22 protein-coding genes are annotated in these 22,387 nt (G+C 69.7%); 7 read left to right on the top strand and 15 right to left on the bottom strand.

From position 1 onward, the window contains the following. The 3 genes from FV230_RS10675 to FV230_RS10665 all read left to right on the top strand — a co-directional run. Window positions 1–189 (top strand): flagellin (locus FV230_RS10675; RefSeq protein ID WP_281408274.1); only part of this gene is annotated, 189 nt, incomplete at its 5' end. Between the two features lie 204 nt (window positions 190–393). Continuing rightward, complete coding sequence (locus FV230_RS10670; RefSeq protein WP_147842360.1) at window positions 394–1,590, top strand: flagellin; 1,197 nt, start codon at window positions 394–396, stop codon at window positions 1,588–1,590. Between the two features lie 139 nt (window positions 1,591–1,729). Then, a complete protein-coding gene (locus FV230_RS10665) occupies window positions 1,730–3,913 on the top strand; it encodes a tetratricopeptide repeat protein (protein WP_187275465.1) in 2,184 nt (727 codons plus the stop codon). On the opposite strand, the gene FV230_RS10660 is transcribed toward FV230_RS10665, so the two are convergent. The 7 genes from FV230_RS10660 to rfbF form a co-directional block, all read right to left on the bottom strand. Further along, on the bottom strand, window positions 3,910–5,046 hold the full coding sequence (locus FV230_RS10660; protein WP_147842358.1) for an FkbM family methyltransferase: 1,137 nt from the start codon (window positions 5,044–5,046) through the stop codon (window positions 3,910–3,912). The genes FV230_RS10665 and FV230_RS10660 overlap by 4 nt on opposite strands. A gap of 6 nt (window positions 5,047–5,052) precedes the next feature. After that, a complete protein-coding gene (locus FV230_RS10655) occupies window positions 5,053–6,102 on the bottom strand; it encodes an NAD(P)-dependent oxidoreductase (RefSeq protein ID WP_210248622.1) in 1,050 nt (349 codons plus the stop codon). Beyond that, complete coding sequence (locus tag FV230_RS10650; RefSeq protein WP_147842357.1) at window positions 6,099–7,961, bottom strand: thiamine pyrophosphate-binding protein; 1,863 nt, start codon at window positions 7,959–7,961, stop codon at window positions 6,099–6,101. The genes FV230_RS10655 and FV230_RS10650 overlap by 4 nt, the downstream gene beginning before the upstream one ends. A 55-nt stretch (window positions 7,962–8,016) precedes the next feature. Next, window positions 8,017–9,546 carry an N-acetylneuraminate synthase family protein gene (locus tag FV230_RS10645; RefSeq protein WP_187275464.1) on the bottom strand — a complete coding sequence of 510 codons (1,530 nt, stop codon included), beginning with the start codon at window positions 9,544–9,546 and terminating at the stop codon, window positions 8,017–8,019. A 152-nt stretch (window positions 9,547–9,698) separates the two neighbouring features. Continuing rightward, window positions 9,699–10,589 carry a class I SAM-dependent methyltransferase gene (locus tag FV230_RS10640; RefSeq protein WP_147842356.1) on the bottom strand — a complete coding sequence of 297 codons (891 nt, stop codon included), beginning with the start codon at window positions 10,587–10,589 and terminating at the stop codon, window positions 9,699–9,701. Then, window positions 10,586–11,665 (bottom strand): CDP-glucose 4,6-dehydratase, encoded by a 1,080-nt coding sequence (gene rfbG / locus FV230_RS10635; protein WP_246694822.1) that lies wholly within the window; start codon window positions 11,663–11,665, stop codon window positions 10,586–10,588. The genes FV230_RS10640 and rfbG overlap by 4 nt, the downstream gene beginning before the upstream one ends. Continuing rightward, window positions 11,662–12,429, bottom strand: a complete 768-nt coding sequence (rfbF, locus tag FV230_RS10630; protein WP_147842355.1) for a glucose-1-phosphate cytidylyltransferase — start codon at window positions 12,427–12,429, stop codon at window positions 11,662–11,664. Before rfbF ends, rfbG begins: the two co-directional genes overlap by 4 nt. 164 nt (window positions 12,430–12,593) lie before the next feature. Here rfbF and rfbH point away from each other — a divergent pair, with 164 nt between their 5' ends. After that, entirely contained in the window at window positions 12,594–13,940 is a 1,347-nt protein-coding gene (rfbH, locus tag FV230_RS10625; protein WP_147842354.1) for a lipopolysaccharide biosynthesis protein RfbH, read from the top strand. Between the two features lie 29 nt (window positions 13,941–13,969). Here the strand turns inward: rfbH and FV230_RS10620 are convergent, their stop codons facing one another. Both FV230_RS10620 and FV230_RS10615 read right to left on the bottom strand, forming a co-directional pair. Continuing rightward, window positions 13,970–15,235, bottom strand: a complete 1,266-nt coding sequence (locus FV230_RS10620) for a porin (RefSeq protein WP_147842353.1) — start codon at window positions 15,233–15,235, stop codon at window positions 13,970–13,972. A 92-nt stretch (window positions 15,236–15,327) separates the two neighbouring features. Beyond that, a complete protein-coding gene (locus tag FV230_RS10615) occupies window positions 15,328–16,167 on the bottom strand; it encodes an aldo/keto reductase (RefSeq protein WP_147729258.1) in 840 nt (279 codons plus the stop codon). Between the two features lie 294 nt (window positions 16,168–16,461). Between FV230_RS10615 and FV230_RS10610 the strand changes: the two genes are divergently transcribed. From FV230_RS10610 to FV230_RS10600, 3 genes are read left to right on the top strand one after another with little or no spacing between them, the layout of a single operon-like run. Further along, window positions 16,462–17,535, top strand: coding sequence for an adenylate/guanylate cyclase domain-containing protein (locus FV230_RS10610; protein WP_147842352.1), 1,074 nt, complete (start codon window positions 16,462–16,464; stop codon window positions 17,533–17,535). Further along, window positions 17,532–17,768, top strand: a complete 237-nt coding sequence (locus FV230_RS10605) for a hypothetical protein (RefSeq protein ID WP_147842351.1) — start codon at window positions 17,532–17,534, stop codon at window positions 17,766–17,768. Before FV230_RS10610 ends, FV230_RS10605 begins: the two co-directional genes overlap by 4 nt. Continuing rightward, window positions 17,765–18,229 (top strand): YaiI/YqxD family protein, encoded by a 465-nt coding sequence (locus FV230_RS10600; protein WP_147729255.1) that lies wholly within the window; start codon window positions 17,765–17,767, stop codon window positions 18,227–18,229. The genes FV230_RS10605 and FV230_RS10600 overlap by 4 nt, the downstream gene beginning before the upstream one ends. 12 nt (window positions 18,230–18,241) lie before the next feature. Here the strand turns inward: FV230_RS10600 and FV230_RS10595 are convergent, their stop codons facing one another. The 6 genes from FV230_RS10595 to FV230_RS10570 all read right to left on the bottom strand — a co-directional run bounded on the left by FV230_RS10595 (window position 18,242) and on the right by FV230_RS10570 (window position 22,169). Then, window positions 18,242–18,493: a BrnA antitoxin family protein gene (locus tag FV230_RS10595; RefSeq protein WP_147842350.1), complete on the bottom strand. Its 252-nt coding sequence runs from the start codon at window positions 18,491–18,493 to the stop codon at window positions 18,242–18,244. A gap of 9 nt (window positions 18,494–18,502) precedes the next feature. Then, window positions 18,503–18,883 (bottom strand): hypothetical protein, encoded by a 381-nt coding sequence (locus tag FV230_RS10590; RefSeq protein WP_147842349.1) that lies wholly within the window; start codon window positions 18,881–18,883, stop codon window positions 18,503–18,505. A 327-nt stretch (window positions 18,884–19,210) separates the two neighbouring features. Continuing rightward, entirely contained in the window at window positions 19,211–20,236 is a 1,026-nt protein-coding gene (locus FV230_RS10585) for a TonB family protein (protein ID WP_147842348.1), read from the bottom strand. 3 nt (window positions 20,237–20,239) lie between these two features. Further along, window positions 20,240–20,737 (bottom strand): protein TolR, encoded by a 498-nt coding sequence (tolR, locus tag FV230_RS10580; protein WP_147842347.1) that lies wholly within the window; start codon window positions 20,735–20,737, stop codon window positions 20,240–20,242. 114 nt (window positions 20,738–20,851) lie between these two features. Continuing rightward, entirely contained in the window at window positions 20,852–21,541 is a 690-nt protein-coding gene (locus tag FV230_RS10575; protein ID WP_147729001.1) for a MotA/TolQ/ExbB proton channel family protein, read from the bottom strand. Between the two features lie 121 nt (window positions 21,542–21,662). Further along, window positions 21,663–22,169 (bottom strand): Tat pathway signal protein, encoded by a 507-nt coding sequence (locus FV230_RS10570; RefSeq protein WP_243936754.1) that lies wholly within the window; start codon window positions 22,167–22,169, stop codon window positions 21,663–21,665. Window positions 22,170–22,387 lie beyond the last annotated feature (218 nt).

The raw sequence follows: 22,387 nt of genomic DNA, 5'->3' as shown, positions 1-22,387 counted from the left end.
CAGAACCGTCAGGACTTCACCAAGAACCTCCAGAACGTGCTCGACACCGGCGCCTCCAAGCTCACCGATGCCGACCTCAACGAGGAGGCCGCGAACTCCCAGGCCCTGTCGACCCGCCAGTCGCTCGGCATCTCGGCCCTCTCGCTGGCCAACCAGGCCCAGCAGGGCGTGCTTCAGCTCCTCCGCTAAGCAACCGCCCACCATCACGACGCGACGAAGCGGCCGGGGCATCGCCCCGGCCGCTTTTTCTTTTTTGTCCGCGATGCGTCTTCGATCGTCGACCTTCCCTAATCACGCGCGCAGTCAGCCGAGATCTCAGACTTCATTAACCGGAATGCAAGGAACGGCGTGCTTAGTTAACCCTAACATCGCCTAAGCAAGACGGATCATCCCATGTCATCGGAAGTCACGCTCTCTGCCGCCACGCGCCAGAACCTGCTCTCGCTGCAGGATACGGCGGCGCTCTCGTCGACGACGCAGAACCGTCTTTCCACCGGCAAGAAGGTCTCCTCGGCCCTCGACAACCCGGTCAACTTCTTCACCGCGCAGAGCCTGTCGAACCGCTCCTCGGATCTCGGCACCCTGCTCGACAGCATCTCCAACGGTGTGCAGACGATCCAGGCGGCCAACCAGGGCCTGACCTCGATCCAGAAGCTCGTGGACTCGGCCAAGTCGACCGCCAACCAGGCACTCGCCACGCAGCTCAACACGAGCGGAACAGCCGGTGCCGCCTTCTCCGCCGCTGCCGGCACGATCAATTTGCAGGTCAACGGCACCGCGGTCTCGACCACGCTGACCGCCAGCGACACCATCGACACGACCATCGCCAAGCTGAACGCGGTGGTCGGTCCCCAGGGCGCGGGCAACGCGTTCAGCAAGGACACGACCGGCACGAAGATCGTCGTCAGCGCCAGCGCCGACCTCGAGTTCTCGACGCCCGGCGACCAGACCGCGCTCGGCTTCACCAGCGGCACCGCCAACTCCGGTCCCCAATACGGCACCACCTCGACGGCGGGTCAGAGCTCGAACCTGACGGTGACCGGGGTCAAGGAGCGCGCGGCCCTCGCCAAGCAGTACAACAGCCTGCTGACGCAGATCGACCAGCTCGCCAAGGACTCGAGCTTCAACGGCACCAACCTGCTGTCGAGCAGCGCCACCACCAACAAGCTGCACATCTCGTTCAACGAGAAGGACACCTCGAACCTCGACGTGCAGGGCGTCGATGCTACCTCGGTCGGCCTCAGCCTCACGGCGATCACCGGCAACTCCGGTGCATCCTCGAATGGGCAGGGCAACTTCCTGATCGACAACGACGTCAAGACGACGCTCACCAGCCTGACGAACGCGTCCTCGACCCTGCGCTCGCAGGCCTCGACCTTCGGCTCGAACCTGTCGGTGGTGCAGAACCGTCAGGACTTCACCAAGAACCTCCAGAACGTGCTCGACACCGGCGCCTCCAAGCTCACCGATGCCGACCTCAACGAGGAGGCCGCGAACTCCCAGGCCCTGTCGACCCGCCAGTCGCTCGGCATCTCGGCCCTCTCGCTGGCCAACACCGCGCAGCAGGGCATCCTCCAGCTCCTGCGGTAGGCTGCGCCCACGCGCGTTCGGAGCGAGGCCGGGGCATCGCCCCGGCCTTTTTTCATGCGTGAGGCCCGGCGGCGATCGGGGGCGAGGCCGGAACGGTTCGTTAACCATCGCAACGCGACAGTCGCGCGGGGGAGGCATCATGGCCCGACGCACGAATCATCGCGACCTGCCGGTCGCGTCCCAGCGACGATCCTCGACCGCGAGGCTGCTGAAGGATGCCTCGCTCGAGCAGCGGGCCGGACGGCTCGCGGCGGCCGAGCGGCAGTATCGCCGGGTGCTGGATGCCGACCCGCAGAACGCCGAAGCCAACTACAAGCTCGGCATCATCGCCAACCAGACCGATCGCGTCGCGCTGGCGGTGCCGCATTTCGCGGCCGCGTTGAAGGCGGGGCCGGACCAGCCGCATTACTGGCTCTCGCTCGCCACCGCCCTGCTCGGCGCCCGCCGGGTCGGCGACGCCCGCTCCGTGCTCGAGCGCTTCCGCGAGAAGCGCTTCGCCGATGCCGAGACCCAGGCGACGCTGACGGCGCTGATCGCCAACCTGTTCACCGAAGCGCACCAGCATTACGAGGACCGGCTGTTCAAGGACGCCGAGCCGCTGATCGACATGATCGTGATGCTCGACGAGGGCCACGTCGAAGCGCTCCACATGGCCGGCAGCATCGCCGCGCAGACCAATCGCCTGACCCTCGCCGTCGACCTCCTGCAGATCGCCGTCTCCCTCGACGACGACGCGCCGGTGATCAAGGGCAACCTCGGCACGATCCTCGCGCGCCAGGGACGCTACGGCGAGGCGAATGCCTGCTTCGACCGATCGATCGAGATCGATCCGAACAACCCGAACACCTTCAGCAACTTCGGGGTCGCCCTGCGCAAGCAGGGCCGCCTCCGCGACGCGATCGACCGCTTCGACGAGGCGCTTCGGCTGTGCCCCGACTTCGCGCAAGCCCACAGCAACCGCGGAAGCGCCCTGATGGACATGGGCCTGCTCGACGAGGCCATCGCCGCCTACGACGAGGCGCTGCGGATCGACCCGAGCCTATCCTTCGTCCACAGCAACCGCCTGTTCACCAAGCTGTACTCCGCCGACTATACCGCCGAGGAACGCTTCGCCGACGCCCAGGCCTTCGGCCTTCGGTTCGCTGATCCGCTGCTGCGCCGCCGCCCGTTCGCGAACGATCGCGATCCCGAGCGCCGCCTGCGGGTCGGTTTCGTCTCGGGCGATTTCCGCGAGCACGCGGTCAACTACTTCTTCGAGCCTGCGCTGCACCGGTTCGATACGACGCAGATCGAGACCTTCGCCTTCTCCAACACGGTGAACGAGGATGCGGCGACGGAGCGCCTCAAGGCGAGCTTCGCCCACTGGCACTGCCTGTGCGGCCTCACCGACGACGAGGCGGCAGACCTGATCGAGGCGGAGGCGATCGACATCCTCGTCGACCTGTCCGGCCACACGGCCGAGAACCGCATCCTCGTCTTCGCCCGCAAGCCCGCCCCGATCCAGGTCGGCTGGATCGGCTATCCCGGAACGACCGGCATGTCGGCGATCGATTATCGCTTCACCGATCTCCACGCCGAACCCCCCGGCGTCGGCGACGACCTCAGCGTCGAGGCGCTTTGGCGCCTCCCGCGCGCCGGCGCGTGCTACCAGGCCCCCGCGGCCTCGCTGCCGCTGGCCGATCATCCGCCCTCGGAAGACAACGGCTACGTCACCTTCGGCTGCTTCAACCGCTTCACCAAGGTCAGCGACGCCGCGCTCGAAGCCTGGGGCCGCATCCTCCACCGGGTCCCGGGCTCGAAGCTGCTCCTCGAGATCGCCGACGTGGACGAGCCGGCGACCGCGCGCCACGTCGCGGCGCGGCTCGAGCGCCTCGGCGTCCCGCTCGACCGCACGATCCTGAAGGCGCGTTCGCCGAGCAACCGCTACGTTCTCTACAACCAGATCGACATCGCCCTCGACCCGTTTCCCTACAATGGCGGCACCTCGAGCCTCGATACGCTCTGGATGGGCGTGCCGTTCATCGCCCTGGAAGGGAGCCACTTCGTGGCCCGGATGGGCCATTCGATCCTGACGAATGCGGGTCTTCTGGAACTCAGCGCTCCGACCGTCGACGCGTATGTGGATCTTGCCAGCCGTTTGGCCGAGGATGCGGGGTGGTTGCGGTCCATCCGCCACGATCTTCGCGGCCGCTTCGCAGCGAGTCCGCACATGGATCATGGTCTTCTGGCGGACGACGTCGTCGCGGCTTGGCGCATGATGTGGCGGCGCTGGGTCGCTTCAACGCCTGCCCCCGCCGATCCGATCGGCAACCTAGAGTCTTAATTCGGCGTGACGTAGAGGACCGTGTCGAAGCCGTGGTGGCCATGCTGCCGCAGGCGGAACCGTGGGCGATGGTAGAGGTTGGCGACGATTTGCGGGATGTCCCATAGGTCCGAGGGACGATGGTAGACGCTGACGGCGATCGTCGGCCGCCGCGCCAGAAGCTCTTCCATGCCCTGCAGGGCGTCGCGTTCCGCCCCCTCGATATCGAGCTTGACGTAGACGTCGCCGGTGCAACTGACGGCGTCGTCCAATCTGACCACTTGGATGTCCGTCGTAGAGGTGCTTGCCGCAACGAAGTCCTGCGGGCCCAAGACTCGCGACGCTTCGCCGTCGCCGTCGGTGAATTGAACGGTCTCGTTCGCATTGGAAAGCCCCGCCTTGATCAAGGTGTAGCGGCCGAGCGTTGCGCGATGCCTTCGGGCGGTCTCGACGAGTGCTGCCATGTTCCGCTCGTCCGGTTCGAAAGCGATCCAGTCGGATACGGAGACGTCGTGCGCGAGCAGCGTCTCCAGCGTGTCTCCCGTATAGGCTCCGCCATCGACGAAGGTGATGGGTCGATCGAAGATGGGTAGGAAGTCGGGAACGTATGCGTCCGATGCGCAGAGTTCGGGATGGCGCCGTGGGTCGGTCGAAAGCCGATAGTCGAGCAGGGCGAGCAAGAGAGCCTGGCTCTCGGCGTCGCCCAGCCGATCGTGGAGCGCTTCGATATCGTCGAGCCGATCGAGCGTCGCAGCGGGTGGTGCGAGCCAATAGTTGTCGAGCGAGAATCCGGGTATCGTATACAGATCTGTCGGGAAGAGGACTTGGGTGAAACCGCGCGCAATGGCCCATTCTGATAGGGAGCGCGACGGCACGTAATGGTTCATCAACCCATGCACGTAGGCCGATCCTTCGATCTCGGCATCGCCGAGATCGTCGGGATGGCGGCACGGTAGACCGTCGACGGTCGATCGCTCGTGCCCGGTCCGGTCGACGAAGCCCAGGACCGGTACGTCGAGCCGCACGAGTTCGCGCGCGATCCGCCTGCCGAAGCCGCCGGCGCCGTAGATGTGACAGCCCCGCCCGACACCCGCGAAATCCTGCTCGGGGACGGCGAGGCGCCGGCGAAGGTCGGCAAACGCGGTTCCGCTCATCACGGCCTATCCTGTTCGGCGTGCGGCATCGGCGGTCCGGCGGATCGCCTGGTCGAGGGGGGTCCAGACGTCCAGGCCGAGGTCGCGCCGGGCCTTGGCGATCGACGGGACGTAGCGGTTGCGGTCGGCGCCGGCGCTGGGGAGGCCTCGGATCGCGATGCCGCGGCTCGACGGAATTTCTGCGGCGACCGCGGCCGCCAGGTCGGCGATGCTGATCGGCTGGTCCGAGCCGACGTTGTAGGCCGTGCCGGGCATGCCGCGTACGAGGAGCGTCGTCAGCCAGCCCGCCAGATCCGCCGCGTAGAGGTAGGAGCGGACCGGCTGCCCATCGCCCGAGACGACGATCGTCCGCCCATCCAGGGCGTCGCGGATGAAGTTGCCGATGGCGAAATGCCCGTCGAGCGGCAATCCCGGCCCGACGAAGGCGAAGGCCCGCGCGATCACGGCGGCCGTCGCCGTCCGGGCGGAGACGATCGCGCACATCTGCTCGGCGAGCCGCTTGGCCTGCCCGTAGGCCGAGCGTGGATCGAGCGGATCGCAGGCGCCGGGATGATCGTCCGGAATCGCCGCGAGGTCCGGCGGTTGGCGGCCGTAGACTGCGCCGGAGCTGACGTAGAGGAAGCGGCCCACCTCCGCAGCGGTCGCGAAGTCGAGGACGCGCCGCGTGCCCTCGGTGATCGACGCGATCAGCGTCATCGGATCGCGATCCGCCGCCGCGCTCGTGTCCGTCGCCGCGTGGATCACATGGGTGAAACGTCCGGCCGGAAAGGCGAAGGATCGCACGTCGCCGGCGATCAGCCGGACGCAGTCGAGTTGCGCGAGATCGGGCGAGGCGCGGAGGAACCCGCCGGGATCGCGCGAGAGGACGGTGACCGTGAGATCGATCGGCAACGTGGTTCGCGCGCGCGCCAGCAGCGCGAGCAACCATCGCCCGAAGAAGCCGGTCCCGCCGGTGAGGAAGATCGAGGCACGATCGAGTTCGGCGAGCGCCGGGGCCACGCGGGCGATCACCGCATCGAGATCGCCCGAGGCGATGCCGCCGAAGCCGTCGCTCACGCGGGTGCGCGCCGGACGATCAGGTGCTCGGGCACGGTTTCCGAGGCCGGATCGAGCGGAACGATCATGTTGGCGCGGAACTCGTCGCGCGGCAGCAGCGGCGACATGTCCTCCAGCGGCATCGAGCGCATCGATCCGTCGGCCTGGGGCAGGGCCGCCGATTTCGGGAACAGCGCCTCGGTTTCGATCACGCGCACGTCGATGAGGAGCGGCCCCGGGTGATCGAGCGCGCGGCGGATGCCGTCGCGCAGGTCGGCGACGTCCGAGATCGCGAACGCGTCCCAGCCGAAGGTCTTGGCCAGCGCGACGAGATCGGGGATGTCGAGCTTGGCCTGCGGCCCGCTGCCGACGTAGCGGCCCTCGAAGTAGGTGCGCTGCGTCGTGCGGATCGAGGCGTAGCCGTTGTTGTTGAACACGAACATCCGAACCGGCATCCCGAGGCTGGCAATCGTCTGCAGTTCCTGCACGTTCATCATCAGCGAGCCGTCGCTCTCGATCCCGACGAAGGGCCGGCGGTCGGACGCCATGTAGGCGCCGATCATCGCCGGCAGGCCGTAGCCCATCGCGCCGAGACCCGAGGTCAGGAACACCCGCTGGCCCGGCTTGTTCTGGAAGCCGGTGTGGAAGAACTCGACCGCCAGGCCGGAGCTTCCGGTGACGATCAGGCCGTCCTCCGGGAGTTCCTCGGACAGCATCTGGGTCAGGTGGAAATGGCCGATCGGCCCTCGGGTCGGGAAAGGCGCGCCGTCGTTGATCGGATAGCGCCGCTTCCAATCGGCGCAGCGCGCGAGCCAGCCGGACCGGTCGACCGGCGCGGCCTCGCGCGCCCGCGGCAGGAGCCGTCCGATAAAGTCGCGCGCGTCGGCCTCGATCCTCAAGGAGAAGCCGGCATTCTCCGAGAACTTGGCCAGCTCGGCGGCGTCCACGTCGACGACGACCTTCTGCGCGTGGCGGCCGAACTTGGCCGGGTTGTGCGCGGTGACGACGTTGTCGAGGCGCGCGCCGATCGCGATCACGAGGTCGGCGTTCTGGACCGCGAAGTTCGGCGCGCGCAGCGCCACCGTGCCGGGCTTGCCGACGCTCAGGGGATGGGCCGCCGGGATCAGGTCGGCGGCGTTCCACGTCGTCACCACCGGGATCTGCAACGTCTCGTAGAGCTCGCGGAACGCGCCCGCCGCCTCCGCCAGGCGGATACCGTGCCCCGCCAGGATGATCGGCCGCTCCGCCCGCGCCACCATGCCCAATACGGCATCCAGCTGCGCCTCGGTCGGGCCGGTGCTCGCGTCGGGCGACGGCGGCGCGAAGCCGGCGAGCGCGGCGACGTCGATCGTCGCGTTCTGCACGTCCAGCGGAATGTCGAGCCAGACCGGCCCGCGCCGCCCCGTCGTCGCGCGATGCACCGCCTCCTCGAGATGCCGGCGGATCGCCGCCGGCTCCATCACCGTCGCGGCGTATTTGGTGATCGGCCGCACGATCGAGACGATGTCGACCTCCTGCGGCCCCATCTGCCGGACGCCGCTCGCGCCGATGAGGTCGTCGCGCTTCACCTGGCCCGAGATGATCAGCAGCGGCACGGACTCGATCCAGGCGCCGGCGCATCCGGTGATGGCGTTCGTCGCCCCCGGGCCCGTCGTCACCAGGGCGCAGCCGAGGCGCCCGTTCACCCGCGCATAGGCTTCGGCCGCGATGGCCGAGGCCTGCTCGTGATGGTTCGGGACGTAGGTCAGGGCGGCGCAGGCGCCGACGGCATCGACGAGGTACATCGCGCCGCCGCCGGGCACGAGGAAGACGCAGCCGACCCCTTGGGCGGCCACGAACTCCGCGACGTAATCGGCCAGGCGCCGGAGATGGGTGGTCATCGCGGGTGGGTCTCTCGGTGGTGCGGCAGGCTCGGAGATCGGCCGGGGGCGTCGGTCAGGCGAGCCAGTAGCGCAGGAAGGTCTTGCGATCCGGGTTCTGCCCGATCGCCGGATCGGTGTAGAACGAGTCGTCGATCGTGTGGGTGGAGGAGATCTCCTCGAACACCGCCCCGGTCCGGCTCTCGAAGGCGTGCCGCGTGCCCGGCGTGATCGTCACCACCGAGCCCGGCCGGCAGACCTGATCCTCGCCGTCGAGCCGCAGGACGAGATCGCCGTGCAGCATGTGGAAGGTCTCCTCCTTGCGCGCGTGGTACTGCTCGGGATGCGACTGCCCCGGCAGGACGACGATGAGCTTCTTGCAATAGCCGCGGTTGACCACGGTCACCATCGTGATGCCGACCCGATCGAACCGGTCGAGACCGTAATGGTGCGAGATCTCGAGCTCGGCCTCGCCCGGCACCACCCCGCGGCTCTCGCTGAGCAGGGCCTTCACGCGCTCGACGATCGACAGGATCCGTGCCCGGACCTCCTCCCGCCGCGTGGCGGCGGACGTGACCGGGGCCGCGGCGGGGATGTCGTCGGTCGCGGTGTAGTGCGTGTACTTCGACCAGTCGTTGGCGGTGACCTGGCCCGGCTGCGCGGGGATCGCGAAGAACACGTCCTCGGCCTTGAGCCGCTGTCCCTTGGCGATCGGCCGCTTCGCGAACACGCCCCGGCGCAGGTCGCGCAGGGCGTCGCGTTCCTCCCGCGACGGCTCGACCCGCTCTCCCGTCACCCCGGCGCAGGCATAGGCCTTCCGGGCCGAATCCAGCCAGGCCCGCGCCTGGGCGGGCGATGCGGAGTAGGCGTTGAGCGCGTAGGTTTCGGTCGGGACGCCAACATGCTTCTCGAACAGCGTAGCGCCCTTCGCGATCGCCATCGCGACGGGCAGCGTCTCGTTCGGGTCCTCGTGCGTCGAGTATCCGATGCGCAGGTGGGGATAGCGCCCGCGCAGGAGATCGATCTGGTTGAGCTGCAGGTCGCTTGCGGGCGTCGGATACTGCGCGACGCAGGTCATCAGCGCGAAATCGCGCTCGCGGTGGCGCATGAAGGACACGATGTTATCGATGTCGAGCAGCTCGATCCCGGCGGTCGAGCCGACGACGGGCAGATCGGTCCGCCCGATCGCCTCGATCAGCGGCCAGTCGGTGAACGAGCAGCTCGCGATCTTCAGGATGTCGAAGCCGTCCGCGACGATGCGATCGACGGAGGCCTCGTCGAAGGGCGTGCACATGGCGTACAGCCCGTGCTCCTTGATCCGCGCGACCAGGCGGCGCGTCTGCGCGCGGTCCAGGCGGGTTTCGGAGAACCGCTTAATGTACTTGATGTCGGTCCGGCCCTGGAAATCCGGGTGGATGAAGGTGTCGAGCTCGCGGAACTGGAGCTTGATCGCGAAGGCGAAATCGTAGCCGCGGGCCAGGGCTGCGAATTCGTCGATGATGCGAAGCCCATGCTCGACGTCGCCCATGTGGTTGTTGGCGAGCTCGAAGATGAACAGGCGCTCCGGGATCAGAGAGGCGACAGGCGACGTCCGCGACAGTGACATGGGGTTGGTCTCGTTCAGCAGGGCGCTTCGGTGTGTTGTTCGCTGCGCCGGCACGTCCGCGACGCTCGAGCGGACGCCGCGGACGCGCCGGTGCTCGCCTCCGGGGCGTCGTCCGGCGCGGGTCTGGCGATCACCGCGAATCTTCCCGGCGATCATAGGGGTGGTCGGGTGGGTGTCTCAAGCGGGCGACGCGAGCGGGCGACGATCGAGAAGACATGGCTGCCCTCGCCGCCGGCCGAGACCGGATGGGAGATCCGCGTCAGCGTCTCGAGGCCGGCCTGCTCCATCATCGCGTCGATCGCTTCCTCCGTGAAGAAGTTGACGTGCTCGTGCCAGTGCCGCTTCGCCGCCGCCCGATCCCCGGAGTTGGGGACGAGGCGGACGATGTCCTCGTGCGGGACCTCGAGGTACAGGATCGTCCCCGGATTCATCGCGGCCGCGATCTCGCGAAGCTGCTCGCGCGGAAAGGGCACGTGTTCGAGCAGGTTGCTCGAGACGACGAGGTCGTAGGGTCCGGTCCGAGCCTGATCGAGGGTCACCCGCTCGGCGCCGGAAACGACCGGCTTGTCGGAGATGTCGTAGACGTGGTGGAGCGAGGCTCGGTCCTTGAACGGCGTGTTCACGCCGGTATCGCCGCCCCAATCCAACACGCGCGGCGCCGCCGCGACGTGATCGGCGAGGATCGCCTCGATCGCCGGGATGTAGGCGCTGCCGCCGAGCAGGATGTCGTTGCGGGCGCCGTATCCCGGCTCGAAGCGCTCGCGCTGGGCACGATAGGCGGGGCCGCGATAGTCGGCATAGAGCGCGGCCATCTCCGCGTCGTCGAAGCGCATGTCGAGGAAGAGGAGGCCGCAGCCCTCGCAGGCCAGCGTGTTGCAGACGCTGTAGGCGCGGCCGAGCGTCAAATCGCGCATCGCCCAGTCCGGCGTGATCTCGACGCTGTCCCAGCCGAAGATCCGATGGGCGAGGAACGGCATCAGCACCGCCGGGACGCGGCGCAGCGCCGTCCCATCGCAGCAGACGCAGCTTTTCGCGATCTTCATGCCGGCATCCCCGTGTAGCGCGCGACCTGGCTCGACAGGAGCCGGCGCAGCGGCGCGCCGGTCAGGTCCGAGCGATACAGCGCGACGCTCGCCGCCAGGCCCTGCTCCAGGCTCCAGCGCGGATGCCAGCCGAGGATGCGATGGGCCCGCGTCGAATCCAGGCGCAGCAAGCCGGCTTCGTGGAGCTGCCCCGGCACACCGGCTTCGTGCCAGCGCGCGTCGGCCGCCCACAGCCTGGCGACCGCATCGGCGACGTGGCGGACCGACACCTCGCCTCCCGCCGTCGGGCCGAAGTTCCAGCCCTGGCCGAGCAGGTCCGGCGCGTCGTGGGCGCGCTCGCACAGCACCAGGTAGCCGCAGAGCGGTTCCAGCACGTGCTGCCACGGACGGACCGCATCCGGGTTCCGGATCGCCACAGACCGCGCATCGCGGAAGCCCCGCACCAGATCCGGGATCAACCGGTCCGGCGCCCAGTCGCCGCCGCCGAAAACGTTGCCGGCGCGCGCGGTCAGGGTGCGCAGGCCGGCCCCGGGTCCGTACGACCGGGCGTAGGCGGAGGCGACGTGCTCGGCGCAGGCCTTGCTCGCGCTGTAGGGATCGTGGCCGCCGAGCGCTTCGTTCTCGCGGTAGCCCCAGGGCCATTCGCGGTTCTCGTAGCACTTGTCGCTGGTGACCACGAGGACGAGGCAGCCGTTCCCGCGCCGGCGGGCCGATTCGAGCACGTGGACCGTGCCCATGACGTTGGTCGCGTAGGTCTCGACCGGATCCGCGTAGGAGCGCCGCACCAGGGATTGCGCGGCGAGATGGAGGACGATCTCCGGGTCCGCCTCGGCCATCACGGCCTGGACCGCCGCGAGGTCGCGCACGTCGCCCCTGCGGTCGAGGAGGCCGTCGCCGAGCCCGGCGTCTCGAAACAGGCTCCGGCCTTCGAGGCGATCGCGCGAGAAGCCCGTCACGACGGCGCCGAGAGCGCCGAGCCAGTGCGCGAGCCATGCGCCCTTGAAGCCGGTATGGCCGGTCAGCAGCACGCGGCGCCCGCGCCAGAAGGCGGGGCTCGGCAGGGCGCCGGCGATCACCACCGCTTCCACGGCGCGGTGCCGTCGGCCCAGAGCCCGTCGAGATGGATCTTGTCGCGCAGCATGTCCATCGGATGCCAGAAGCCGTGGTGCCGGAACGCGGCGAGTTCGCCCTGCGCCGCAAGCGCCTCCATCGGTTCCTGCTCCCACATCACGTTGTCGCCCTCGACGAGGTCGAGGACCTGCGGCGACAGCACGAAGAAGCCGCCGTTGATGAAGTCGTTCGTCTCGGCCGGCTTCTCCTGGAACACCGCCACGCGCTCGCCGTCGAGCGCCATGGCCCCGAAGCGTGCCGCCGGCGACACGGCCGTCACCGTCGCGCGCTTCCCGTGCGCGCGATGGAAGGCGAGCAGCGCGTCGAGATCGACGTCCGACAGCCCGTCGCCGTAGGTCATGCAGAAGTCCTCGTCGCCGACGTAGTTGCGCACGCGGCGCAGGCGGCCGCCGGTCAACGTCGATTCGCCAGTCTCGACCAGCGTAATCTGCCAGGGCTCGGCGACGCTGTTGTGGATGACGGTCGAATTGTTCTTCAGGTTGATCGTCACGTCGGAGGTGTGCAGAAAATAGTTCGAGAAGAACTCCTTGATCATGTACCCCTTATACCCGAGGCAGATCACGAATTCCGTCAGCCCGAAGGACGAGTAGTACTTCATGATGTGCCAAAGGATCGGCTTGTTGCCGAGCTCGACCATCGGCTTGGGCCGGATCATGGTCTCCTCGCCGAGCCGTGTGCCGCGGCCGCCGGCCAAAATGACGACCTTCATGAGTGCCGTGCTCCCACCCTGCCCGCACCGGTTCGACGGTACCCCGTAGTGTCAGGGCGTTTCCATTCCGTTAACCATACCGGACGATAGCTCGCGCGTGGCTCTCGCGCGATGCAGGGGCCTCGAACAGCCGCCCGTGCGACAGGAATGGGGAATGTCGGTGCATGGCGGACGGTGACGGGACGGAAGCGCCCACTCTCGACGCCACGGCCAGCGCAGACCGGATCCGCGACGAGATCCTGCGCCTCGTCGATCTCTACGCGTCGAAGGCCCATGCACCGCGCCCGTTCGAGGCCGGCGCATCGCCGGTTCCGGTCTCGGGCCGCGTCTACGGCGCCCCGGAGATGCGGCTGCTCGTCGATTCCGCGCTCGAATTCTGGCTGACCACCGGCCGCTTCAACGCGGCGTTCGAGGGGCGCCTCGCGCGCTTCATCGGCGCCCGCTACTGCCTGACCTGCAATTCCGGGTCCTCGGCCAACCTCCTCGCGGTGACCGCGCTGACCTCGCATCTGCTCGGCGACCGGCGGCTCGTGCCGGGCGACGAGGTGATCACCTGCGCCACCGGCTTTCCGACCACCGTCAACCCGATCCTGCAGAACGGCCTCGTCCCGGTCTTCCTCGACGTCGAGATCCCGACCTACAATCTCGATGTCCGCGCGCTCGAGGCCGCGCTCTCGCCGCGGACGCGGGCGATCGTCGTCGCCCATACGCTCGGCAACCCGTTCGACCTCGGCGCCGTCACGGCCTTCGCCAAGACGCACGACCTGTTCCTCGTCGAGGATTGCTGCGACGCGCTCGGGGCCACCTATGACGGCCGCATGGTCGGCACCTTCGGCGATGTCGGCACGCTCAGCTTCTATCCGGCCCACCACATCACCATGGGGGAGGGCGGGGCGGTCTTCGCCGGGTCGAGCCGGCTCAAGCGCGCGCTCGAATCCCTGCGCGACTGGGGCCGGGATTGCTACTGCGCCCCGGGCCAGGACGACACCTGCAAGAAGCGCTTCGACTGGAAGCTCGGCGACCTGCCGCACGGCTACGATCACAAATACACGTACTCGCATCTCGGCTACAATCTGAAGATCACCGACATGCAGGCCGCGGTCGGGGTCGCCCAGCTCGACCGGCTCGACGGCTTCATCGCGCTGCGCAAGCGCAACTACGCGCTGCTGAGGGACGGCCTGCGCCGGTTCGAGGACCGATTGATCCTCCCCGAGGCGACGCCGCTGAGCGAGCCGTCCTGGTTCGGCTTCCCCCTGACGCTGCGCGAGAGCGGCCGGCGCAACGACCTCTTGAAGCACCTCAACCGTCACCGGATCGGCACGCGGCTGCTGTTCGGCGGCAACCTCACCCGGCAGCCCTACATGCTGGAGCGGCGCTTCAGGACGGTCGGTGACCTCTCGGCGAGCGATCGGGTGATGCACGACACCTTTTGGATCGGCGTCTATCCCGGGATCTCGCCGGACGCGATCGCCTACATGGTCGACAGCATCGGCGCGTTCTTCGCCAGCTGAGTGCGTGCACCGGCCGCGCAGCGTCGGCCTCACCAGTACAGCTGGAACCGCCCGATGAAGACGTCGGCGTCGACGGCGCGGCCGCCCTGGAGCGCCGACGGCGCGGTCCGCGAGCGGACGTAGTCGGCCATGATCCGCACGTTGCGGTCCGGGTACCAGTTCACCCCGACGCTCACGTCGCGCTCGATGCCGCCGCGGACCGTGCCGTCGTCGAGGTCGATCGCGCTGACGCGGGCGGCGACCTCGAACACGCCGATCCCGCCGCGGCTCACCCGCGCGTCCTCGCCGACCTTGACGCCCTCGAAGGTCGCGTAGGTCGTGCCGTATTTCGGCGTCACGGCGTAGGCGCGGCCGGCGCCGTTGAGCACGTAGCTCGCCTCGACGTAGCCGCCCTGGAACGCGACCGATCGCGCCCCGTCGAAGCGCGACACCTCGGTGCGGATGTACTCGGCCTGGATCAGCAGCGGTCCGGTGCGGTAGGCCTCCTCGAGCCCGATCCGGCCGATGCTCGCCGCATCGCGGATGTCGCCGGTGTTCACGAACGGGCGGGCGAACAGGAAGGCCTCGGAGCGGCTCGACAGGGCGAGCGGCGTCTCGTCCCGCGGCAGGCTGCGATAGCTCCCGGCGATGCCGAGATGCAGCACCGCGTCGTCGGTGTGGATGGGCGCGAAGGTGGCGCGGGTGGTCGAGGCCACGCCCTCGCTGCGGATGCCGGTGTTGGCGTTGCCGCCAAAGACGCTGGTGACCACGCTCCAGTCCGCCCCGCTCCGGCCGATCGCGAAGCCGAAGTTGCGGGCCGGCGCGAACGCGTCGGCGAGCGAGCGTTCGGTGAAGACGGTGTTGTTGTCGCTGATCAGCTGATCGAGGCTGAACGGCTCCTTCATGTTGCCGACCGTGAGGATCATGTTCGGGATGCCTTTCCAGGCGATCGCCGCATCGTTGATCGGCCGCATCGGGTCGGCGAAATCGTACTGGAACGCGATCTCGGTGGATTTGCCGAGCGTCAGGTAGCTCTCGATCCACGAGCGCCGGACGCCGACGTTGTCGGAGAACGGCTCGGCAAACCCCGGCTGGCGGATGCCGGCCGCCCCGAAATCGAGCTGCAGCTTGCCGCCGATCCGAAGCTGGGCCGCGTCGTCCGGGAGGCGCAGCGTGATGCCCTTGTCGTCGATCGTCAGCGTCTCGCCGTAGGGTCCGGCCAGCGGCGCGGCCGCGACGCCGCCGGCGGCGACAGCCGCACCACCGGCCAGCATGGCGGCCAGGCATCGCCGCGCGATCGACCGCTTCGCCATCATCGTCTCCGAGAGCTCCCCGCCCGTGCCCAGGACGACCGATAGCCCGGGATCGCTGACGGTAGCGCGACAGGGCGGCGACGACCGCACGCGATTCACAGCATCGGCAGGGTTCGCGGCCGCGGCCCGCGCGGAAACTGCGCCTCGATCATCGCGATCTCGGCCGCGTTGAGATGAAGCTTCGCCGCGCCCGCATTCTCGATCGCCCGCGATGCGCGGCCGGTCTTCGGGATGGTGAAGGTGTTCTCGATTCGCGTCAGGAACGCCAAGGCCACGGCGTAGGGCGTCGTCCCGTGCGCCGCGGCGATGCCGGCGAGCACGCGGCCGCCGGCGCTCGACGGGTTCGGGAAGTCGCCGCTGCCGAAGGGCGAGTAGCCGACGAGCGCGACCCCGTTCGCGGCGCACCACGGCAGCACCGCGTGCTCGATCGCCCGCTCGCCGAGATGGTACAGCACTTGGTTGCAGGCGATGCGGTAGGGGCCGGCGATGCGCAGCGCCCGGTCGAGGTCGTCGACGTCGAAGTTGCTCAGGCCCCAGGCCAGGATCTTGCCCGCCTGCCGCAGGTCCTCGAACCCGGCGATGGTCTCCTCCAGCGGGTGGCTGCCGGGCCAGTGCAGCAGGTAGGCGTCGAGCCGGTCGGTCCCGAGCCGCCGCAGCGACTGCTCGCAGGCCCGCGCCACCCCGCGCCGCGTCGCGTTGCCCGGAACCACCTTGGAAACGAGGAAGACCTCCTCGCGCACGCCGCGGATCGCCTCACCGACGATGGCCTCGCCGTCGCCGTACATCTCGGCCGTGTCGATGTGGGTCATGCCGGCATCGATGCCCGCCCGCAGGGCGGCGACCGCGCCGTCGCGGGCCGTGGCATCGATGTGCCACGTGCCCTGCCCGATGACCGGGACGTTGAGGCCGGTCGAGCCGAAGGGTCTGGCGTGCATCGCGTGGATCCTGTCTCGCTGGGGCGCGCGGCGCGCCCCGAAGGTCCGATGTCTGCGGCGCGGCCGCCCGATCGGCGAACGGATGGCGCCCGCGCCTTAATCGCGCCATCATGGGACGTTGAGCAATGGCTCAGCACGGGGTCCGGACCTAGACTTTGGACGATGTCCCGTTTCCGAAACGTGGCGCCGTCCCGCGGGCTACGTCCTTCTCCGGTTCGAGAACGCTTCAGGATCGGTTTCGTGCACGCTGCCTGTCCGCCTCCCGTCCCGCTCCCCGCCCAGGCGGATCGCTGAATGCTGCCGCAGCATCGCTGGTTCTGGGCCCTGATCGTCGTCGCATCGGGCGGGGCCGGCCTTCTCTACAACCTCCTGTTCGTCGGCGGCACCTCGCTCGCTGCCGGCCTGATCTACGGCCTCGCCGTCGGCGTGACGGTGCTGTCGTTCGATCGCGGGCTGATTCTCTCCGGGCTTCAGACGCGCCTGCGCCGCCTCCCGGCGATGCTGTACGTGCCCTCGGCCGAGCTGCTCTACGTGCTGATGATCGCGCTCGGCTGCGCACTCGGCGGCCTCGTGGTCTGGTCGCTCGGGCTCACCGCCGACAGCCTGTCGGCGGCGGTCCGGATCACGCCGCGGGTGCTGGCCTACTCGCTCGCGGTCTCGGCGCTGCTGGTCTTCGTCGTACGGATGCGCGACCTGATCGGCGGCGAGGTGTTCGTGAACTTCCTCGTCGGACGCTACCACAAGCCGGTGCGGGAGGAGCGCATCTTCCTGTTCCTCGACGTGGTCGGCTCCACCGCCTTCGCCGAGACCCACGGCGACCTCCGGGCGCAGGAGTATCTCGGCGCGATCTTCGCGACGCTGGCCGAGCCGGTGCGGCGCAACGCCGGCTCCACCGACGATTACATCGGCGACCTCGCCATGATCACCTGGCCGATGGCGCGCGGCCTCAAGGATGCGCGCTGCGTCGCCTGCGTGTTCGACGTGCTCGACCGAATCGAGGCGGATGCGCCGGCGTGGACCGCGCGCTTCGGCACGGTGCCGCGGCTGCGCGCGGCCCTGCACGGCGGATCGGTGGTCACGGCGGAAGTCGGCGTCGACCGGCACAAAATCGCCTATTTCGGAGACGCGGTGAACGTCACCTCGCGGATCGAGGCGCTGTGCCGGCCGCTCGGCGTGAACATCCTCATCTCGCAGGACCTGCTCACCCGCCTCGGCGGGTTGCCGCCCGGGATCGCGGCGCGGTCCCTCGGAGCCCACGCCCTGCGCGGGCGCGGCCAGCCGCTCTCGGTGGCGACCTTGGAGCGGCCGGCCCCCGAGGTGCCCCAGCCGATCCAGGCGGAGCGGCCGGCGCTTCGGGTCGCGCGATGAGCGGACGCTGGCTTACCGCCCTGCGCATGCTGCTGCGCTACGGCCTGCCGCTCGCCGGCATCGTCGTGGTCGGCCGGGCGATCGTGCTGTCGATCGGCGGCGAGATCTCGAAGGCGCAGTTCGCCCTTGGCGTGCTCCTGATGGTCGCGGGATTCTCGGCGCGGCTGGTGCCGAAGGCCCGTCGGCCGCGAGCGACGGCGGAGCGGCGCGCCGCCGCGAGACGGCAGACATGACCGGCTCGACGGCGATCTACGTCGACGCCGACGCCTGCCCGGTGAAGGACGAGACCTATCGCGTCGCCGCCCGTTACGGGCTGCACGTCTACGTCGTCGCCAACAGCTTCCTGAACGTGCCGCGCGAGCCCTGGATCGAGCGCGTGGTGGTCGGCGACGCGATGGATGCCGCCGACGACTGGATCGCCGAACGTGCCGGGCCGGGCAGCATCGTCGTCACGGCCGATGTGCCGCTGGCCAGCCGCTGCGTGAAGGCGGGCGCGACGGTGATCGGGCCGAACGGCAAGCCGTTCTCGGACGCGTCGATCGGCATGGCGCTGGCGACGCGCAACCTGATGCAGGACCTGCGCGAGGCCGGCGCGATCACCGGCGGGCCGCGCCCGTTCTCGGCGCGCGACCGGTCCGAGTTCCTCGGCGCCCTCGACCGTGCGGTGAACCGCATCCGGCGCGGCTCGACCTGACGGCGTGGCGCGTCAGCCGGCGACGAGCGCCTTGAGCGCGTCGTTGAGGCGGTCCTGCCAGCCCGGGCCGTCCTTCTGGAAATGCGCGAGCACGGCGCTGTCGAGGCGGAGCGTCACCGATTCCCGCGCGCCCGGGGCGGCCTGCGGCTGGCGCGGGGCCGGCGGTGCGGCCGCCGGGGCGGGCTTGGCGGTGGTGGCCGCCTTGAAGGCGGCCTCGGCCGCCTGACGCGGGTCGGTGATGCGGCGCGTGCGGTCGAAGGCCATGGTCGCGCCTCAGGCCTTCTTGGCGGCTTTGGCCGCACTCTTCTTCGCGGCTGCCTTCTCCGCCACGGCCTTGTCGGCCGCCTTGTCTGCGGCCTTCTCCGCCGCCTTGGCCTTCGCGGCGGCCGCCTTCGTCAGCGGCTTCACCTCGGCGGCCTTGGCCTGCGCGTCGGCGGCCTCCTTGGCGAGCCGCAGCGCCCGCAGGCGGACCGTGCGCTCGTCGACGGCCTTGATCGAGGCGATGTGCTCCGCCATGGCCTGGGCGCCCTCGCGCTGCATGCGCTCGGCCCGTTCCGCGCGCTCGGCCCGCTCCTCGGCCTTGTGCTTGGCTTCCTCTTCCGGCGTCCGGACTTCGTCCTCGGCGTCCGCGCCCGTATCGATCTCGTCGCTCATCATATTCCTTTCGTCCCGTCCGGGTCCCGTCACGACAAGGGCGCTCCTCGCTCGGCAGGAGCGCGCCGTTGCGTCGGGATGGGCAGGCTCGGCGCAACCCGAGGACAGGTGGGCGGCCGGTTCGCATCGTCTCCGCCGATCCGCCGCGAACACGTCGCGGCGTGCGGAACGAGTGATTGTGTAGCACGCCGGAGGCCCCGATGGCGAATGCCGCGGCCTGGTCGAAGGCAAGTCACGGCGACTTTTCCCGTGCAGCCGTAGCCTAACCTTCGACGAACGAACGTATGACCGCCGGCGGCACCTTCCGCCGGCGGCTCGGACGTCGGTTCAGCGCACGCGATAATTGAGCGGGATCGTCACCGACAGGCTCGACTGGGTCACGCCGGCGGGCGCCGCCGGCAGGCTCCCGCGCACGGCGCCGAGCGCCGCGCTGTCGATCTGGCTGACGCCGCTGCTGCGCGCGAGGCCGGCGCTCGTCACCTGGCCGGACCGCAGCACGGTGAAGCGCACCATCGCCGTGCCGCCGGCCGTGCCGCTCGCGGCACCGGGGTTCATCCGGCCATGGATCGCCGAGCTGATCGCCCCGGTCCATTGCCGCATGGCGCTCGGATCGCTTCCGGCCGAGGCCCGGCCCGACGCGTTCTCGCGTGAGGACGATGCGGAACTCCGGCTCTCCGCGCCCGCGCGGGCCTGGGCCTGCTTCGCCTTGGCCTCGCGGGCGGCCTTGGCCTTAGCCTCGCGGACCGCCTCCTTGCGCTCCTCGATGGCCTCGCGGCGGGCCTCCTCGAGCTCTTCCCGGCGCTTCTGCGCCCGGAGCTTCGCCTCGCGCTCGGCCTTGAGCTTGGCGAGGTCGACCTTCGGCTTTTGCGGCTCGGCCGGCTTCTCGGGCTCCGGCGCCTGCGCGACCACCGGCGGCGGGGGCGCCAGCGGCTCGGCCTGCTCGGCCTGGGAGGTGATGATCTGGCTCTCGGGCTCGACCGCGACGGCGTCGGGCGGGACCTCCGCGACGGACGCGGGCGGCGGCGGCGCGACCACGGCCTCGTCGGGCTTCGCTTCGGCCACCTCCGGCGGCGGCTTGGTCGGCTCCGCCTCGGCCGGGTCCTCGACCGGCTTGGTTTCCGGCGGAGCGGCTTCGCTCGCCTGGGTCTCGCTCGGCGCCTGCGTGTCCGCGTCGGTCATCAGCGGGGCAAGGTCGATCGAGATCTGCTGCTCGCCGGGGGGAGCCGGCGGGGTCAGCTTGAACAGGGCGAGGCCGGCCAGCGCGCCGAGATGCAGCACGAGCGCGACGAGGAAGGCGGGCACGAGCCCGGACGTGCGGGATTCGGGAGCCCCGGTGTCGGCGATGACGGACATGGCTTACCGAGCCGCCCCGTTGGCCGCCCCACCTGAGGGCGCCGCCGGAGACGCGCCGGGCGCGGCACCGCCGGGCGACTGGGCGATCAGCGAGACCTTGGTGAAGCCCGCCTGTCCGACGAGGCCCATCACTTCCATGATCTTGCCGTAGGGCACGTCCTTGTCGCCGCGGACCAGCATCACCTGGTCCTTGTTCTCGGCCGCCATGGCGCGGAGGCGCGGCATCAGCGTCTCGTTCGTGAAGATCTCCTTGGCGATCGACGGCTTGCCGTCCTTGTCGATCGTCACCTCGACCGGCTTCTGCGACTGCGCGACCTTGGCGGCCGAGGTCTTCGGCAGCTGCACCGGCACGCCCGTCGTCATCAGCGGCGCCGCGACCATGAAGATGATCAGCAGCACCAGCATGACGTCGACCATCGGCGTCACGTTGATCTCCGACATCGGTGCGGTGTCGAGATCGTCATCGTCGGAACCGCTCGCGCGGATCGAACCCATCGCCATGCGGCGTCCTCCGGGATCGGCGGCCCGGCCCTCGAGGGCGGCCGCTGCGGGAATGGAAGGCCCGGCCGCCCTTCGCGGGGCCGGGCTCGCGCATCGTGAGATCGCCGGGGGGCGCTACTCGGCGGCGGCGCGGTGCTGGACGCCGCGGTCGCGGGCGAGGCGGTTGCCGAGCACGCCGATGCCGGAGACGAAGGTGCTCTGGATCCGCCCGACGTCGTTGGCGAGCTTGTTGTAGGCCATCACCGCTGGGATCGCGACGACGAGGCCGATCGCGGTGGCGAACAGCGCCTCGGCGATGCCCGGCGCCACCACCGCGAGCGAGGTGTCCTGGCTGCGGGCGATCGACGAGAACGAGTTCATGATGCCCCAGACCGTGCCGAACAGGCCGACGAACGGCGCCGTCGAGCCGGAGGTCGCCAGGAGCGCGAGGCCGTTCTGCAGGCGCTTGACCTCCAGCGTCAGCGCGGCGCGCATGGCCCGCTCGATCCGGTCGCGCCGCTCGGCGCGGGTCTCCGAGGCGTCCTGGTCCCGCCAGGCGTCGAGGGCTGCCTTCACCACGTGGCCGGCGATGCCCTTCATCCCGGTCTCGAGGTTGCCGCCCGAGCGCACCAGCGCATCGAACGCCTTGGCCTGCCGCCGGGCGGCTGCGAGCCGGACGATCTTCTCGAACACCACGGTCCAGCAGGCGAGGGAGGCGACCACCAGCAGGATCATCACCCCCTTCACGATCGGGTCGGCCTGCAGGAACAGGCCCACGAACGAGAAGTCGTGACCGGCGTCGATCGGGGCGGAAGTCGGATCCATTGCGGGTTCCCTCGGGTGTCATTCGGATGCGGCAACGGCCGCGGGCCGCCCGGCGGCGCGGGGCCGTCGGGCGGGTCGGTTCTCACGAGGTCTCGCCGGCGTGCCCGCTGGCGAGGTCGGCTCAGCGATCGAACGGGACGTTCGCCTTGGTCTCGGTCTCGGTGCGCTCCAGGCAGGATTCGCGGGTGGCGTCCCCGCCCTCGCAGGCGAGCACGTCGCTGAGCAGCACGCGGCTCAGCTTCGGGCACGCGATCCCGGGGAAGTTGAAGATCTTGACGGTGGTCTTGCGGGCGGAGATCGGGCCGAGCTCGGCGGCGACCCGCTTCTGCGCGATCCCGTCGGTGTCGAAGGCGAACAGGTCGAGCTTGTAGGATTTCAGGGCCGTCCCACGGCTGTTGTCGACGACGATGGTCGCGCGGCACGAATCGTCGGCGGGCTCGAGCCGGTTGAGCTGGAGCTTGATCGGCGCGGCCTTGTCGGCAAATCCGGCGTCCTGCGCCGTCGCCGACACGACGAGCGAGGCCGCCAGCACGAGCGACAGGCCGGCACTGGCCGCCGTGTCGAGCGCGAGGCGCCCGATCCGGCGCCGGTAGAGCGGGACGCCTCGCCCGAGCATCTGTTCAGCCATCGACTCGCTTTCCATCCTCCGCCCCGCGGCGGTCTCCCGGCGCCCTGCGCCGCATCGATCTCGTTCGCCCCGAAAGGATCCGGTCGGGTCCGGCTCCGTCCGGTCAGTGCGGGGCCGCACCGTCCGGCCGGCGCTTCGAGGCCCCGAGACGCCCCGCGGCCTCGTCGATCGGCCCGACCGCCGCACGCAGCGCGGCGACGAGGCGCGGCGCTTCGGGC

Origin of the sequence: Methylobacterium sp. WL6, assembly GCF_008040095.1 — a bacterium.
Lineage (GTDB): Bacteria > Pseudomonadota > Alphaproteobacteria > Rhizobiales > Beijerinckiaceae > Methylobacterium.
The sequence above is the reverse complement of the archived record's forward strand: the minus strand, read 5'-3'. Positions and strand labels throughout refer to the sequence as shown.